The following is a 15810-nucleotide window of genomic DNA, read 5'->3' on the forward strand; positions in this document are numbered from 1 at the left end:
TCACGTGACGAACACGGGCCAGCTGTCGAGAAGGTCGCTGCTCGCCGCGGCGGGGTTCGCCGGACTCGCCGCACTCACCGGCTGCGGCAGCGGTGACGACGGCGGCGACAGCAAGGACCTGTCGAAGAAGCAGAACGGCGCCATGAAGAAGTACGACGCCGGCGAGCAGTTCAAGGCGACCAGAGCGCTGTCCTTCTCCGTCCTGCACAACGACAACCCGACATACCCGCTGAAGAAGGGCTGGCTCTTCTGGAAGGAGGTCACCAAGCGCACCGGCATCACACTGCAGCCCGTCGACGTCCCGCTGAGCGACTACGAGAAGAAGCGCAGCCTGCTGATCGGCTCGGGTGACGCCCCCTTCCTGATCCCGAAGACGTACCACCCCTCCGAGGTCGCGTTCGTCTCGTCGGGCGCGATCCTGCCGGTCAGCGAGTACGTGCACCTGATGCCCAACTTCCAGGACAAGGTGAAGCGGTGGAAGCTGGAGCCCGAGCTCGACTCCATCCGCCAGTCCGACGGCAAGTACTACCTGCTGCCCGGGCTCCACGAGAAGCCCAAGTCCGGATACTCGCTGTCCTTCCGCACCGACGTCCTCGACAAAATCGGCGTGAGCCTGCCGACGACATGGGACGAGGTGTACGACGTCCTCAAGGCGATCAAGGCGGAGCACCCCGACAGCTACCCCCTCTCCGACCGCTGGAGCACCAACACGGTCTTCCCCGCGGGCGCCCTCCTGGGCTATCTCGGGCAGGCGTACGGCGTCCGGGCCGGCTGGAACTACCAGAACATCAGCTTCGACGCGAAAGCACAGAAGTTCGTCTTCACCGGGGCCATGGACGAGTTCCGGCAGGTCCTCGCGTATCTGCGCAAGCTGGTCGCCGAGAAGCTGATGGACCCCGAGAGCTTCACCCAGACCGATGACGACGCGGTGAAGAAGCTGCTGGCCCAGAAATCCTTCGCGATCAGCGCCAACCCGCAGGAGCTGGTGCAGAAGTACCGCTACAACCTGGAGCGGCAAGTCAAGGGCGCGAAGATCGAGATGATTCCGGTGCCGATCGGCCCGGCCGGTGAGGTCGTGATCGACGGCATCCGCATGGAGAACGGTCTCATGATCTCCAGCAAGGCGCTCAAGAGCGACAACTTCGTCGCGCTGATGCAGTTCACGGACTGGCTCTTCTACTCGGACGAGGGCCAGACGTTCTGCAAGTGGGGTGTCGAGGGGGTCACCTACACGAAGTCCGGCAGTCAGTACAAGCTGAAGCCCGGCATCAGCCTCATGGGTTCCGACCCCAAGGCCCCGAAGGACCTGCAGAAGGACTACGGCTTCTTCAACGGCGTCTTCACCTACGGCGGCAGCTGGGAGCTGGTGTCCTCCTCCTTCAGCCCGGACGAGAAGAAGTTCCAGGACGTCATGGCACTGCGCGAGCAGATGCCCATCGCCCCGGCACACCCGCTGCGGGCCGCGGAGCAGGAGCAGGCCTCGCTCTGGGACACGCCCCTCACGGACCACATGAACCAGAACACCCTCAAGTTCGCTCTCGGCAAGCGGCCACTGTCCGAATGGGACGACTACGTCGCCGAACTCAAGGCCAAGAACATGCAGCAACTCGTGGATCTGCACAACAAGGCCTACGAGCGGTACAAGAAGGAGAACGGATGATCCGGGTCCCTGCCGAGTCGCAGGGCGAGCTCTCCGAAGCATGGCGGGCGTGCGTCGGCACGGGCCGCCTGGAGCTCGCCCTACGGCGCGACTACCAGGACTCCCTGGCCCTGATCCAGAAGGAGATCGGCTTCCGGCACATCCGCGGCCACGGCCTGTTCAGCGACGGGATGGGCGTGTACCGGCCCTACGTGTGGCAGGGCGCCCGACGAGTGCATCATGCGTTCACCTACGTCGATCAGGTCATCGACGCCTGCCTGGAACTCGGTATCCGCCCCTTCCTCGAACTCGGCTTCATGCCCGGCGATTTGGCGTCCGGCGCACAGACGGTCTTCTGGTGGCAGGGCAACGTGACCCCACCTTCCTCACACCGGGAGTGGGCGGACCTGGTACGCGCGACGATGACCCACCTCGTGGACCGCTACGGCCTGGAAGAGGTACGCGGCTGGCCCGTCGAGGTGTGGAACGAGCCGGATCTCCCGGACTTCTGGCAGGGCGCCGACGAGACGGCCTACCACCGGCTGTACGAGGCGACAGCACACGCCGTGAAAGACGTCGACGCCTCGCTCCAGGTCGGCGGGCCCGCCCTGTCACCCGGCGCAGACGAGGGCTGGCTCGCCCGGTTCGCCCAGTTCGTGGAGCGGCGGGGCCTTCCGGTCGACTTCGTGTCACGCCACGCGTACACCTCGGGACCCGCGCAGCCCGTCCCGTTCGGGACGTACCAGACCCTGGCCCCGGCCGAGCGTCTCCTCGCGCAGTTCGAGGCTCCGCGCCGCGAACTGAAGGGCACGTCACTCGCCGACCTCCCGGTCCACATCACGGAGTTCAACTCCTCCTACCGCCCGGACAACCCGATCCACGACACCGCCTTCCACGCCGCGTACCTGGCCCCGGTCCTGGCGGCCGGCGGGGACCTGGTGGACTCCTTCTCGTACTGGACCTTCAGCGACATGTTCGAGGAGGTGGGGGTCCCGACGGCGCTGTTCCACGGCGGCTTCGGACTCCTGACGCACCGCCAGGTCAGAAAGCCCACCTACCACCTGTACGCCTTCATGGCCCGTATGGGCCGCGACGTGCTGGCCCGCGGCGACGACCATCTCGTCACCCGGCACCCCGACGGACGGGTCACCGTCCTGGCGTGGGCACCGCCCGGGACCGGCCGTCACACGCTGCGGCTCTCCGTCCCGGTCGGCGACGCCGAGCGCGGCACGGCCTTCCTGCGCCGCTCCAGCGTCGACGACGAACGCGGCAACGCGTACACGGCATGGCGCCGGATGGGCAGCCCCCGCTCCCCACGCCCGCACCAGCTCGACGTGCTGCACGAGGCCGCGGAGCCATCCCGGTCCCATCTCCGCCTGCCCACGGCCGACTTCAGAGCCGACGTCGACCTCACGCTGGAAAGGAACGAAGTGACGCTGGTCGAACTCAGCGCCGTGATCGAGGAATCGCCCGACTGGTGGGACGAGGACCGGATTCTCGGGGGCAGGGGACCCGGATGAGCGCCGCACAGACCGGCTCCGCCGGGACCACCCTGCCGCGCACCGCCCGCCTCTTCGGCGACGGACCCCTGTCGCGGGCCTGCGCCCTCATCCACACCCTCCTCACCGTCGAGGGCCTGCTGCTCCTCACCCTCGCGCCCGGCCTGCTCGGCCTGCTGTTCCTCGGCACGGACCCGTCGAACCTGCCGCTGGCCGCGCTGTGTCTCACTCCGCTCGGCCCGGCCCTGTCCGCCGCCCTCTACGCCTTGCACCACCGCGGTCACGACCTGACGGAACTGCGCCCGGCCCGCTCCTATCTGCGCGGGCTGCGCCTCAACTCCGCCCCGGCGCTGCGGATATGGCTCCCGCTGCTGGCCTGGCTGACCCTCATCGCGTACAGCCTCACCCACTTCGCCGCGACGGGCCTCCCCGGCTGGTGGGCGGTCCTGCTCGGGGTCATCGGCGTGGGCGCGCTGCTCTGGGGCGCACACGCGCTGGTCCTGACAGCCCTGTTCACCTTCCGCACCGTCGACACGGCGCGGCTCGCCGGGTACTACCTGCTGCGGCACGGACGGGCCACGCTCGGCGCGGCCAGTCTCCTCGTCGTCACGACCGCGGCCACCGTGTGGTGGACCGAGGCACTGCCCCTGCTACTAGCTCCGGTGCTGCTCCTGTCACTGCTGCACACCAGCCGCCCGATCATCGCCGAGACCCAGGAGGACTTCACCGCATGAACGGCGTGCCCGCCACCCCCGGCATCCCCTACGGCGGTGACTACAATCCCGAGCAATGGCCCGAGGAGGTCTGGGACGCCGACCACCGGCTGTTCACCCGGGCCGGGATCGACACGCTCACGGTGGGTGTGTTCGCGTGGTCGCTGCTCCAGCCCGCGCCGGACACCTACGACTTCACGGTCCTCGACCGGATCGTGGACCGGGCGGCGGCCGAGGGGCGGCGCGTCGTCCTCGCCACCGGCACGGCCGCGGTGCCGCCCTGGCTCGCGAAGGCGCACCCGGAGGTGAACCGCACCGACTTCGAGGGCCGCCGGCACGGCTACGGGCAGCGGCACAACTTCTGCCCGAGCTCCCCCGCGTACCGTCGACTGTCCACGGCGCTCGCGGGACGGATCGCCGAGCGGTACGCGGACCATCCGGCGCTGCTCGCCTGGCACATCAACAACGAGTACGGCGGAGCCTGCTACTGCGATCTGTGCGCGGAGGCGTTCCGTGGCTGGCTGCGCGAGAAGTACGGCTCACTGGGTGCGCTCAACGACGCGTGGTGGACGACCTTCTGGTCGCACCGCTACACGGACTGGTCCGAGATCGAGCCGCCGAGCGCGCTGACCGAGCACTGGCGAGGTCCGGACCACACGGCGTTCCAGGGCATCACGCTCGACTACCACCGGTTCACCACGGACGCGCTGCTCGGCTGCTTCGTCGCCGAGAAGGAGGCGGTGCGCGCCCGCAGTCCGCACACGCCCGTGACGACCAACTTCATGGGTATGTACCGGCCGCTGGACTATCACCGCTGGGCGCCACATCTCGACTTCGCGTCCTGGGACAGCTATCCGCCGCTGGATGCGCCACCGACCTGGTCGGCGCTGGCTCACGATCTCATGCGGGGTCTCAAGGCCGGCGCCCCGTTCTGGCTGATGGAGCAGACGCCGTCGACGACGGCCTGCCGCGATGTCAATCCGCTGCGCAGGCCGGGCGAGCTGCGTCTCGCGAGCTGGCAGGCGGTGGCGCACGGCGCGGACGCGGTCCTGTACTTCCAGATGCGGGCCTCGCGCGGAGCGTGCGAGAAGTACCACGGTGCGGTCATCGGGCACGCGGGCCGTGACGACACGCGAGTCTTCCGTGAAGTGGCTGAGCTGGGGCGGGAGTTGGGGCAGGCGGGCGGGGCGACCTTGGGTGCCCGTACGCCCGCCCGGACGGCGTTGCTCTTCGACTGGGACAGTTGGTGGGCGTTGGAGATGTCGGACGGCCCGTCGCGGCTGGTGCGCTATCAGGATGTCGTGCACTCCTACTACCGTGCCGCGCGCGCGGCGGGCGCGGACGTCGACGTCGTCCCGGTGACGGCGGACCTGTCGGCGTACGACGTGGTCCTGGCGCCCCTGCTGCACCTGGTGAAGGGGGACTTGGCGGCACGGCTTGAGGAGGTGGCGGAGCGGGGTGGGACGGTGCTCACGACGTTCTTGTCGGGGCGTGGCGACGAGCACGACCGCGCGTTTCTCACGGATGTGCCGGGTCCGCTCGCTCCGCTGATGGGTGTCCGGGTCGACGAATGGGACTCCCGGGCGAGGGAGGTGACGAACCCGGTCGACTTCAGCGGCGTGCGTGCACCGGCCCGGTTGGTCTTCGAGCTGGTGGTGCCGCAGGGGGCCGAGCCCGTTGCCACGTACGTTTCCGACTTCTATGCGGGGACACCGGCCGTCACCCGCAACCGTTTCGGGGACGGCGGCGGCGAGGGCTGGTACGTGGGGACGCTGCTCGATGACGCGGGGACGGACCTGGTGGTGGGCCGGGTGCTCGCCCGGCACGGTCTCGTCGGTCCGTACGCCGAGGTGGCCGGGGTGGAGACGGCGAACCGCGTCGCCCTCGACGGGACACGTCTGCTGTTCCTCCTCAACCACACTGGCGAGGCGACGGAGTTGACGGTCCACGAATCGGCGACGGACCTCCTGACGGGCAAGGCGTATGAGCCCGGCGAGGCCCTCGGGCTCGACCCGCTGGGCGTGTGCGTTCTGCGGGTCGCCTGATCCGTCAGTGGATGCGGCGCCCGCCCGCGTCCGGGATCCCGGACTTGCGCAGGAAGTAGCTGTTCACGTGGTCCCGCCACTCTCGGGCGCTGTTCAGCTGCTCCTCGTACAGCTCGGCCACCCGGGCGTGCCGCGCGGGCGCCACCAGATCGGCCAGCGACGCCCACACGCGCTGTGCCGCCTCGGCCTCCTCGACGCCCTCGAAGTGGGTGTCGTAGATGTGCTGGATCACTGTCGTGCCGCTGTGCAGGACGTGGCCGTACGGGACGTGGTGGAAGAAGAGGAGTAGTTCGTCGGGGCAGCTCTCGGGCGTCTCGTACGTCTGCGACCAGGGTTTGGAGTACTGCGCCGCGTATCCGGTGCCGGTGGCGCGGCTGCGGTCGACGCCGATGCCGTCGCGGTCGGCGAAGTGGTAGGTGCCCCAGGGGCTGTACTCGTATCCGTCGACGCTGGGCCCGTAGTGGTGTCCGGGCTGCACCATGAAGCCGACGCCGAGCGGCGCGGTGTACTTCTCGTACGTTGCCCAGGAGTCGCGCAGTACCGCGTGGAGGCCGGAGCGAAGCCTTTCGGGGTCGATGGTTTCCTCCGGATCGAAGGTCAACTCAATCCATTCGTCCAGGAGTTGCTGGGGCTTGGCGTCCGGCTGCCACGCCAGGCGGCCGAAGGCGTACAGGTTGAACTGGGCGAGCGGATGCCGGGTCCAGTATGGGTCGGCTCCGGCGTTCGAGACGGCCACGAGTCCGCCGCTGCCGGCGAGCCCGCCGACGGTCGGGCCGTCGTCACCCTCGGGTCGGAAGCCGAGGACCTCGGCCCACATGGGTGCGAGCGCGCACACGTGCCGCTGCTGCCCGGTGTACTCCTGGGTGGCCTGCAGTTCGACGGCGACCCGGGTGCGGGGCAGCGCGCCGATGACCGGGGAGACGGGTTCGCGGGTCTGGAAGTCCATCGGTCCGTGCTTGACCTGGAGCACCGCGTTGTCCCTGAAGCGGCCGTCGAGCGGTGCGAAGTGGTCGTACGCGGCGCGCGCCCGGTCGGTGCTCCGGTCGCGCCAGTCCTGGGTGTGGTTGTAGACGAAGGCCCGCCAGTGGACGGTGCCGCCGTGCGGGGCGAGTGCGTCGGCGATCAGGTTCGCGCCGTCGGCGTGACTGCGGCCGTAGGCGAACGGCCCCGGCTGTCCTTCGGAGTCGGCCTTGACGACGAAGCCGCCGAAGTCGGGGATGTGTGCGTACACGCGGTCGGCGGCCGTGCGCCACCAGTCCCGTACGCCGTGGTCGAGCGGGTCGGCGGTGCTGAGCCCGCCCAGGACGACGGGGGCGGCGAAGCTCACGGAGAGGTGGACGCTGATGCCGTATGCCCGGAACTCCGTGGCGATGGCTGCCACTTCGTCGATGCGGTCGGTGAGGAGTCGGGCCTCGGTCGCATGGACGTTGACGTTGTTGACGCAGACGGCGTTGATCCCGCATGCCGCGAGGAGGCGTGCGTAGGCGCGGACACGGCCGAGGTCCCCGCGCGGCCGTCCGTCGTCCCAGAACAGCGAGCCGCCCGCGTAGCCGCGCTCGACCTGGCCCATCACGGGGTGGACGTCGATGTTGTCCCAGTGGTTGAGCATGCGCCGGGAGAGGGCGGGGCGGTGGGTTTGCTCGGGGGCGTCGGTGAACGCGGCGGCACCGAGGCGGACGACGTGGAAGTAGCCGTACAGGAGGCCGGCAGTTGCTGCAGCCGTGACGGTGGTGCGTCCGCCGGACCGCGTGAGGGTGAAACCCTCGGGGCCGGTGTCGGCTTCGGCGTCGAGTCGGAATGCGACGTGTCCGTCGGTCGGCGAGGTGGCGAACTTGTCTTGTGCGTGGGCGACTTCGGCCCGCAGGGTGTCGACGAGCGGCCCTTCTCCTTCGACCGTGACGCGCCGTGATCCGATGCCGCGCAGCGCCGCGTCGGGCAGCCATGCGGGGTCGATGGTGTTCGGTCCGGTCACGACGCGGCCACATCGAGCGCGGCGATGCCGAACGCTCCGGCGGGTTCCCCGGGCCTGTCGCTGGTCAGGTCCAGCCGGAGGCGGCTGCCGTGTATCGCGTCGAAGGTGATGACGGTCGGCTCACCGGAGGTCGCTGCCCAGTCGATGTCGGCGTCGTGCACGGCGACGTAGCCCTTTCCGTCCCATACGGACACGTCGACCGAGGCGGGCAGAGAGTGCTTCGCGTCGACCGTGAAGGAGACTTCGACCCGGCCGATCTCGCGCTCCTGTGCCCATGCCACCGACACCCAGTCGGTGGGCCGGGCGCCGTCGAAGGCGGGCAGCAGGGCGGTGGCCGCCTTCTGGAAGGAGTTGGACCACTGGGTGGCCGGGTCCCCGTCGAGCATGGCGGCGGGGAGAGTGCCCGTCGCGCCGGAGTAACTCGCGTCGGCGAGGGGGTACGCGGTGGCTCCGGGACCGGGGTCGGGGGCGAAGGGGTCGGCCGGCGTGACGGGCCCGCCCGCCGGTCCTGCCACCCGCACGGAGACCTTGCCTGAGCGCAGCCCGTCGGCGGCGGCCGTGACGGTCAGCGATCCCGGCTCGGTTCCCGCCCGCACCATGGCGAGCGCGAGGCCGTGGAAGGCGGTGCGCGTGCTGGCCTGGTACCGCTCGGCGCTCTCCTGCCTGCCGTTGTCGAGGCCTGCCAGCGCACCGCCCTTCACGGTGAATTCGAGGAGGTGCTCGGCGTCGGGGACGACCACGCCGCGCGCGTCGACGACCTCGGCCGTGACGAAGACCAGCGAACGACCGTCGGCTGCGAGGGACCCGCGGTCGGCGGTCAGCCGCACGCTGTGCGGCGTTCCTGCGGTGCGCAGCACGTCTGTCGCCACGACCTTCCCGCCGGCTCGGGCGACGGCCTTCAGCTCGCCTGCCGCGTAGGGAACCTTCCACGACAGATGCAGTTTCCCGGCGCTGCCGTTCGGCGACGTGTAACTGCCGGGGTAGGGACCGGAAGTGACCGTCCTGTCGTCATGCGTCGCTTCCGTGGTCTCCAGGTAGGCGCGGCCGTCGGTGGTCTTCTTCGCGTCGAAGGAACGCACGCCCACCGAACGGCCGTTGAGGAAGAGTTCGACCTCGGCGACGTTCGCGTACGCCCACACCTCCACCTCCTGGCCGGGCCGGTGCGTGGTCCAGTCCATGGGCAGCAGGTGCACCATCGGCTCGTCGGTCCACTGGCTGCGGAAGAGGTGGTACATGTCCTTGGGGAACCCGGCCGTGTCGACCGCGCCGAAGAACGACGCCTTCACCGGGAACACGTCGTACGGGGTCGGTTCGCCGATGTAGTCGATGCCGGACCAGAGGAACTCGCCCGCGAGGAAGCGCCGGTCGCGGTCCTTCTTCAGGCCGTACTCGCCGCTCATCGTCCAGGAGGCGAGGTTGTTGTCGTACGAGGAGGTGGCGCGCCGGCCCGGGGTGTGGTTCTCCCCGGTGTTGAGGTGCTCGGGCTCCTGGTACGCGCCGCGGGTGGAGGTCTCCGACGACGACTCGGACTCGAAGAGGAACAGGTGCGGGTAGCGGGCGTGCAGCGCGTCGACGGACGCGGCGGTGTTGTAGTTGAGGCCGAGGCCGTCCAGCTCGGCCAGGATCAGGTCCGCCGGTGACCCGGCGGCGGGCAGCGAGCGGTACTTGTCGGAGCCGATGACGACGGGCCGGGTCGTGTCGAGGGCCTTGATGCCGGCGACGAGCCGCCGCGCCATCTCCACCCCTTCGGCGCGGGTGGAGTCCGGTATCTCGTTGCCGATCGACCACATCAGGACGGCGGGCGAGTTGCGGGCGGCGTGCACCATTTCGGCGATGTCGGCGTCACTGTGGGCGTCGAAGAACCGGCCGTAGTCGTAGCGGTTCTTTCCGGTGCGCCAGCAGTCGAATGCCTCCACGAGCATGACGATGCCGAGGTCTTCGCAGGCCCCGATCACCTCGGGCGCGGGCGGATTGTGGGACGTGCGCAGCGCGTTCACGCCCATGGACTTCATGATCGTCAGCTGGCGGCGGACGGCGTCGGGCTGGACGGCGGCGCCGAGCGCGCCGAGGTCGTGGTGGAGGTCGACACCCTTGAGCTTGGCGTGGGTGCCGTTGAGCGAGAAACCCTTGTCCGGATCGAAGGTCGCGTGCCGTACGCCGAAGCGGGTGCGGTGGGTGTCGACGGTGCGGCCGTCCACACGCAGGTCGGTGACCAGGGTGTAGCGGTGTCCGGGAGTGTCGATGGACCACAACTGCGGCTTGTGGAGGGTCATGTGACTGTGCGCCGTGGCCGGTTCGGGCCCGACGTCCTTGAGTACGGATTCGGTGCGGGCGACGCGGCGGCCCTTGGCGTCGCGGACGGTGGAGACGACGGTCACGGCCGATGCGGTCTCACCCGAGTCGTTCACGACGGCCGTGCGTATGTCGACTGTCGCGTATCCCTTGTCGAGCGTGGCGGCGAGGTCGGGCGTCGTCACGAAAGTGCCCCAGCGCTGCACGTGCACCGGTTCGGTGATCACCAGGCGGGCGCGGCGGTAGATGCCACTGCCCGAGTACCAGCGGCTGCTGGGCAGCCGGTTGCGGACTTCCACCGCGAGGACGTTGGCGGTGGCGCCGTCGACGTGCAGCAGGTCGGTGATGTCGTGGGCGAACCCGGTGTAGCCGTAGGGGTGGTTGCCGACGAGTTCGCCGTTGACGTAGATGTTCGCGTCCATGTAGACGCCGTCGAACTCGACGGAGATCCGCTTGCCCGCACAGGCGGCCGGGACGGTGAACTTCTTTCGGTACCAGCCGAGTCCACCGGGCAGGAAGCCGGTGCCGCTGGTCGTGTTGTGTTCCGTCGTGGGGGTCTGCTCGATGCTCCAGTCGTGGGGGACGGCGACCATCCGCCAGTCCGCGTCGTCGAACCCGGGCTGTTCGGCGTCCGCGTAGGCTCCCGTCGGATCGGTGATGGCGTCGGGGCTGACGAGCGCGAACCGCCATCCGTCGTCGAGGCCGACGGTGCGGCGGCCGACGGGTCCGGTGCGGTCGGCGGCGACCGCACCGGGCGCGGGCAGCGCGAACGTCCCGGCCATGGAGCCGGCCGCGCTCGCGGCCAGCACTGTTCTACGGGTGACATGCATGAACGAGTCCCCTCGAAGCCAACACCACTCACCAGAAAGCAACTTGAGCGGACTGATTCTTTCGGCTTCGGCCCATGATTAGTCAAGGGCCTTACCAAATATGGTGTCGAGGAACTTGTTGCCTGTGAGGCTTTCCGCCACGGCGCGGGCGAGGAGCTCGTGCCCGTGCGGAAGCTGCTCCCGCCCGGGAGCACGACGCCCCGGCGCAGAACCCTCGTGCGCGCCGCATCGGCGCGGAGAGGTACGAGGGGCGAGAGGCAACAGGCAAGGACACACGGGAAACGCAGGCCGAGGCCCTGCGGAACCCGAAGGTCCCCAGAGCCTCGGCCTGTCCTGAGCGTGCAGGGTGCCTACGTTTACGTGGCACCGATCGACGCACGTCAGAAGTAGTGCCTACGTCCCCCCACCGTGCGCCCGCTGGCGCCGAGGATCCAGAGCACCGCACCGACGACGACGAGGACACCGCCGACCGTCGTCAGCAACGAGATGCCGACCAACAGGCCGATCACGAGCAAAATGGCTCCGAGGACAATCATGGGAATTCCTCTCATCAAGTCTCGTCGGTATGCGCCGGACCTCTGTCCGGCCGACGGCATCCGCATCCCGCCATCCGCATGGCCGGGAGCGGGTTGGTGAAGACCCTGCCACCGGCGAGTCTCGCGGCCGCTGGGTCTCTGCCGTGCCAGCTCCGTGTGCCCGCCCCGTGCCGGCCCATGCATCGGCGGTCCACGCCCAGCCTTCACCGAGGTCTCTCCGCGGCCGTGACAGGGGGCAAAGACCGGCGTCGCGAGGAAGGCAGGACTCCGCAAGGTGTCAGGGGTCGACTCCTGCGGTGGGGGCAGACGGTGGACATGACTACAGGATCGGCAGCGGCACGCGGTCAGGCACGACGCGCCGCGAACAGCAAGGCAGTTGCGGCAGGAGCCCGTGCAGGCTTTGTCGCTCGCGGGATCATCTACGTCCTGATCGGCGTTCTGTCACTGCGGATCTCCTTCTCGGACGGGGGCGGCAAGCAGGCGGACCGGGGCGGAGCCATCGCCGAGATCGCGGGCAAGCCGTTCGGTGCCGCTCTGCTCTGGCTGCTCGGCGCAGCCCTGGCGGGTATGGCCCTGTGGAGGCTGTCCGAGGCGGTGTTCGGCCAGACAGGGCCCGATGGCAAGAAGGCGCACAAGAGGGCGATGGCCGCGGGCCGTGCTGTCTTCTACGGCTTCGTCTCGTACTCCGTGCTGTCCTACGCCGCCGGCAACAAGAGCAGCGGAAGCGGAAGTTCGGACGAGGACTCCCGCGACGTCACGGCGAAGGCTCTGGATTGGCCGGCAGGCCAGTGGATCGTCGCCGTCGCCGGCGTCGCGGTGGCCGCGGCCGGTGTGTGGATGGCGGTGAGGGCACTCCGGCGCACATTCCAGGAACACCTCAGGATGTCCGCGATGTCACCGAAGGTCCGTCAGACGGTGACGGTGCTGGGGGTGTTCGGCGGCACGGCGCGCGGCGTCGTGTTCGCTGTCGCGGGTGGCTTCGCCGTCACGGCGGCCGTCCAGCACAATCCCGGCAAGGCCAAGGGTATGGACGACACGCTGCGCTCTTTCGCGGACTCACCTGCCGGCCCCTGGCTCCTGGTGGTCATCGCCCTCGGCCTCATGGCTTACGGGGCGCTCTCCTGGGCCGGCGCCCGCTGGCGCAAGCTCTGACGCGGCGCGGTGGCACCATGCGGGTCAGCCGCGCGGGGCGGACAGACCGGTGCCGTCACGAGGCCTGTCCGCCCGCACACTTCGGGCCGAGGCGGTCGCGGGAGCCGACAAGCGGGGGACGTCGACCGTTCACACGGCCCGTCCAGCTCACGCACGCCGGCCACAGGAGCCCCGGACGTCCGCTCAGGCTTTCCCCTGCGTGCCGCTCCGGGCGGGGTCGGCCTGCTCCGCCGCCATGGGGTCCTACTCGTCCGCCTTGGCTCGCACGCCCTGCTCGATGCGCTCACCGAGGGACTTGTCGATGTGGGACCAGTACTCGAAGGCCCTGACGAGGACGGGTTCACTCACCCCGTCGAGCAGGTGTCCGACGACGTTGTCCACGAGGCGGTCGCGCGCGGCGTCGTCCAGGACCTCGCGCACCAACGTGCCCGGCTGACCCCAGTCGTCGTCATCGGCGTGGTCGACGTACGCGGCGCGGGTGATGTCGCCGTCCGCGTGCCAGCTCGGCGGCGCGTACCGACCCGTGTCGGCCGCCGGGCCACCCTTGGAGTTGGGGGCGTAGACCGGGTCCTCGGTCATGCGGTACGCCATGGCACCGTCCTTGGAGTACGTGTTCACCGGCACGATGGGAGCGTTGACCGGGAGCTGCTGATAGTTGCCACCGATGCGGTGACGGTGCGCGTCGGCGTAGGAGAAGAGCCGCGCCAGCAGCATGCGGTCGGGGCTGGGGCCGATGCCCGGGACGAGGTTGTTGGGCTGGAACGCGGCCTGTTCGATCTCGGCGTGATGGTCCGTGGGGTTGCGGTCGAGAGTCATCCTGCCGACCTCGATCAACGGGTAGTCGCTGTGCGGCCACACCTTGGTCAGGTCGAACGGGTTGAAGCGATAGGCGGCCGCTTCGTCGTACGGCATGACCTGCACGTGCAGCGTCCAGCTCGGGTACTCGCCGTCCCGGATGTGCTCGAAGAGATCCCGGGTGTGGTAGTCGGTGTCGGTCGCGCACATCTGGTCCCCCTCGTCCTGGGTGAGGAACTCGATGCCCTGGTCGGTCTTGAAGTGGTACTTCACCCAGAACCGCTCGCCCTGCGCGTTGATCCACATGTACGTGTGTGAGGTGTAGCCGTTCATGTGGCGCCAGCTACGCGGGATGCCCCGGTCGCCCATCAGCCACGTGACCTGGTGCGCGGACTCGGGTGAGAGGGTCCAGAAGTCCCACTGCATGTCGTGGTCGCGGAGGTTGTTGTCCGCGCGGCGCTTCTGGGAGCGGATGAAGTGCTGGAACTTCATCGGGTCCTTCACGAAGAAGATCGGGGTGTTGTTCCCCACCATGTCGTAGTTGCCCTCGGTGGTGTAGAACTTCACCGCGAATCCGCGCGGGTCACGCCAGGTGTCCGGGCTCCCCCGCTCGCCGGCGACGGTCGAGAACCGAGTCACCAGATCGGTGCGCGTGCCCGGCTGGAAGACCGCGGCCTTCGTGTAGGCGCTGACGTCCGCGGTGACTTCGAAGTGGCCGAAGGCACCGCTGCCCTTGGCGTGCGGCTGTCGCTCAGGAATGCGCTCCCGGTTGAACTGCGCCATCTGCTCGATCAGATAGGAGTCCTGCAGGAGGATCGGGCCACCGGCGCCGACGGTGAGCGAGTGCTCGTCGCTCTCGACCGGAACACCGGCATCCGTGGTGGTCGCCTTGCCTGTCACATCGTTCATGAGCTACGTGCGCCTTTCGATCGGTGTGTGCGTCGCGCCGCTGGGCCGGACCCACGACTACGGAGCGTCACAACGGTGAAGCTTCGTGGCTGATCGGCGGATACATGGGCGAACCGGTCCACATCCAGCCTGCGGCTTCTTCGCTCATTCGGCCTTTTTTCCTGCTCAGCACCCCCTGCTGGACGATCCTTCGTCGGCCGGGGTCCGAGTGCCCCCGTTCACGCCGCCGATTCGTGGCGCGGCCCGTTTGCCCGGGTGGATGTCAGCGTCCGCCGAGGCTGGTGAGGTTCTCTCGTATCCTGGCGACGGCGAAGCCCCAGCCCTGCTGGATGGTCGGCTCGGCGGGCACCGCGATCTCCTCCGGGTCGGTGAGGACGTCCAGGAGGACCGGTCCCGGTGCGGCGAAGGCCCGGCTGACCCCCTCGGCCAGGTCCTCGGCTCGGCTCACTCGAATCCGGGGATACCGAGTGTCTCGGCGACCGCGGCGAAGTCCGGGTGGTCGAGTTCCGCGCCGGATTCCGGCAGGCCCGCCTGCTCCTGCTCCTGCTCCTGCTCCTGCTCCTGCTCCTGCTCCTGCTCCTGCTCCTGCTCCTGCTCCTGCTCCTGCTCCACCATCCCGAGGCGCTGGTTGTCGAAGACGACGAGCTTCACCGGCAGTCACCGGCTACGGACGGTCATGAGATCGCCGAGGAGCATCCCCGGTCCGCCGTCGCCGCAGAAGGCGACGACCTGCCGGTCGGGATCCAGGAGCTGCGCGCCGATCGCCCGCGGCATCGCATCGGCCATCGAGCCGAGGGCGTACGAGCCGAGCAGCCGCCGGGATCCGCGCATCCCGACGAAGCGAGACAGCCAGACGGTGGCCATGCCGGTGTCCGAGGTGAAGACCGCGTTCACGGCGGCGGCCAGCGCCTCGGGGCGGACCAGGTGGTCGCGGTTGTCGAAGGCGGACCGCCCCTTGCCGATCAGCCCGCGGTCGTGGCCGGGCGCGGCCGACCGCTGCCGTCCCTGCCACCATGCGCCGAACGTCTCGCGCGCGTCGTTCAGGTGTTCGCGGTCCTGACTCCGCGCCGGCCGCTCAAGGAGCCCCCGCACCCTGGGGCCGACGTCGGCGGCCAGGGCCACATCGATCGGGACGCGTCGCCCGATGCGCTCGGCGACCCGCTCGACCGGGACGACCTTCTTGCCCTCCGGGTACCACTCCCGGTACGGAAAGTCGGTGCCGAGCAGCAGGGTGTCCGCTCCGTCCATCGCCAGCGCGGCGGCAGAGTTGCCGATCAGCCCGGTCTGGCCGACCGGGTAGAGGTTGCCCATCAGCCCGGTCCGGCCGGCCTGGTACGGGTTGCCGCCCCCGAAGCCTTCCTTGGCCTTGAGCGAGAGCACCATGGGTGAGGCCAGTCGGTCCGCCTTGACCACCGACCCGGGCGGCCT

Annotated in this window: 9 protein-coding genes and 1 pseudogene; 5 read left to right on the plus strand and 5 right to left on the minus strand. The window is 69.3% G+C overall.

Annotation, left to right across the window (positions count from 1 at the left end; translation table 11 throughout):
- Positions 1-4 precede the first annotated feature (4 nt).
- From ACFC96_RS41545 to ACFC96_RS41560, 4 genes are read left to right on the plus strand one after another with little or no spacing between them, the layout of a single operon-like run.
- A complete protein-coding gene (locus ACFC96_RS41545) occupies positions 5-1660 on the plus strand; it encodes an extracellular solute-binding protein (RefSeq protein WP_376617631.1) in 1656 nt (551 codons plus the stop codon).
- A complete protein-coding gene (locus tag ACFC96_RS41550) occupies positions 1657-3159 on the plus strand; it encodes a xylan 1,4-beta-xylosidase (RefSeq protein ID WP_376259677.1) in 1503 nt (500 codons plus the stop codon). The genes ACFC96_RS41545 and ACFC96_RS41550 overlap by 4 nt, the downstream gene beginning before the upstream one ends.
- Positions 3156-3872 carry a hypothetical protein gene (locus tag ACFC96_RS41555; protein ID WP_376259675.1) on the plus strand — a complete coding sequence of 239 codons (717 nt, stop codon included), beginning with the start codon at positions 3156-3158 and terminating at the stop codon, positions 3870-3872. Before ACFC96_RS41550 ends, ACFC96_RS41555 begins: the two co-directional genes overlap by 4 nt.
- Entirely contained in the window at positions 3869-5896 is a 2028-nt protein-coding gene (locus ACFC96_RS41560; RefSeq protein WP_376617633.1) for a beta-galactosidase, read from the plus strand. Before ACFC96_RS41555 ends, ACFC96_RS41560 begins: the two co-directional genes overlap by 4 nt.
- A gap of 4 nt (positions 5897-5900) precedes the next feature.
- Here ACFC96_RS41560 and ACFC96_RS41565 read toward each other — a convergent pair whose 3' ends face one another.
- The 3 genes from ACFC96_RS41565 to ACFC96_RS41575 form a co-directional block, all read right to left on the minus strand.
- Complete coding sequence (locus tag ACFC96_RS41565; RefSeq protein ID WP_376617635.1) at positions 5901-7868, minus strand: alpha-glucuronidase; 1968 nt, start codon at positions 7866-7868, stop codon at positions 5901-5903.
- A complete protein-coding gene (locus ACFC96_RS41570; protein WP_376617637.1) occupies positions 7865-10990 on the minus strand; it encodes a glycoside hydrolase family 2 TIM barrel-domain containing protein in 3126 nt (1041 codons plus the stop codon). The genes ACFC96_RS41565 and ACFC96_RS41570 overlap by 4 nt, the downstream gene beginning before the upstream one ends.
- Positions 10991-11370: 380 nt before the next feature.
- A complete protein-coding gene (locus tag ACFC96_RS41575; RefSeq protein ID WP_199841850.1) occupies positions 11371-11526 on the minus strand; it encodes a DUF6131 family protein in 156 nt (51 codons plus the stop codon).
- Positions 11527-11841: 315 nt separating this feature from the next.
- Between ACFC96_RS41575 and ACFC96_RS41580 the strand changes: the two genes are divergently transcribed.
- Positions 11842-12678 carry a DUF1206 domain-containing protein gene (locus ACFC96_RS41580; protein ID WP_376617639.1) on the plus strand — a complete coding sequence of 279 codons (837 nt, stop codon included), beginning with the start codon at positions 11842-11844 and terminating at the stop codon, positions 12676-12678.
- A gap of 243 nt (positions 12679-12921) precedes the next feature.
- Here ACFC96_RS41580 and ACFC96_RS41585 read toward each other — a convergent pair whose 3' ends face one another.
- Both ACFC96_RS41585 and ACFC96_RS41590 read right to left on the minus strand, forming a co-directional pair.
- Positions 12922-14382, minus strand: a complete 1461-nt coding sequence (locus tag ACFC96_RS41585) for a catalase (RefSeq protein WP_376617641.1) — start codon at positions 14380-14382, stop codon at positions 12922-12924.
- A 262-nt stretch (positions 14383-14644) separates the two neighbouring features.
- Positions 14645-15786: pseudogene (locus tag ACFC96_RS41590) on the minus strand (thiamine pyrophosphate-dependent enzyme); the annotation flags it as partial.
- Positions 15787-15810 lie beyond the last annotated feature (24 nt).

Origin of the sequence: Streptomyces sp. NPDC055955, from assembly GCF_042270245.1 — a bacterium.
In the GTDB taxonomy this organism is placed as follows: Bacteria; Actinomycetota; Actinomycetes; order Streptomycetales; family Streptomycetaceae; genus Streptomyces.

What these genes read in the sequence shown, in the direction of transcription:
- ACFC96_RS41550 (WP_376259677.1), top strand. Translation starts at nt 1,657, where the DNA reads ATGATCCGGGTCCCTGCCGAGTCGCAGGGCGAGCTCTCCGAAGCATGG.
- ACFC96_RS41555 (WP_376259675.1), top strand. Translation starts at nt 3,156, where the DNA reads ATGAGCGCCGCACAGACCGGCTCCGCCGGGACCACCCTGCCGCGCACC.
- ACFC96_RS41560 (WP_376617633.1), top strand. Translation starts at nt 3,869, where the DNA reads ATGAACGGCGTGCCCGCCACCCCCGGCATCCCCTACGGCGGTGACTAC.
- ACFC96_RS41570 (WP_376617637.1), bottom strand. Translation starts at nt 10,990, where the DNA reads ATGCATGTCACCCGTAGAACAGTGCTGGCCGCGAGCGCGGCCGGCTCC.
- ACFC96_RS41575 (WP_199841850.1), bottom strand. Translation starts at nt 11,526, where the DNA reads ATGATTGTCCTCGGAGCCATTTTGCTCGTGATCGGCCTGTTGGTCGGC.
- ACFC96_RS41580 (WP_376617639.1), top strand. Translation starts at nt 11,842, where the DNA reads ATGACTACAGGATCGGCAGCGGCACGCGGTCAGGCACGACGCGCCGCG.
- ACFC96_RS41585 (WP_376617641.1), bottom strand. Translation starts at nt 14,382, where the DNA reads ATGAACGATGTGACAGGCAAGGCGACCACCACGGATGCCGGTGTTCCG.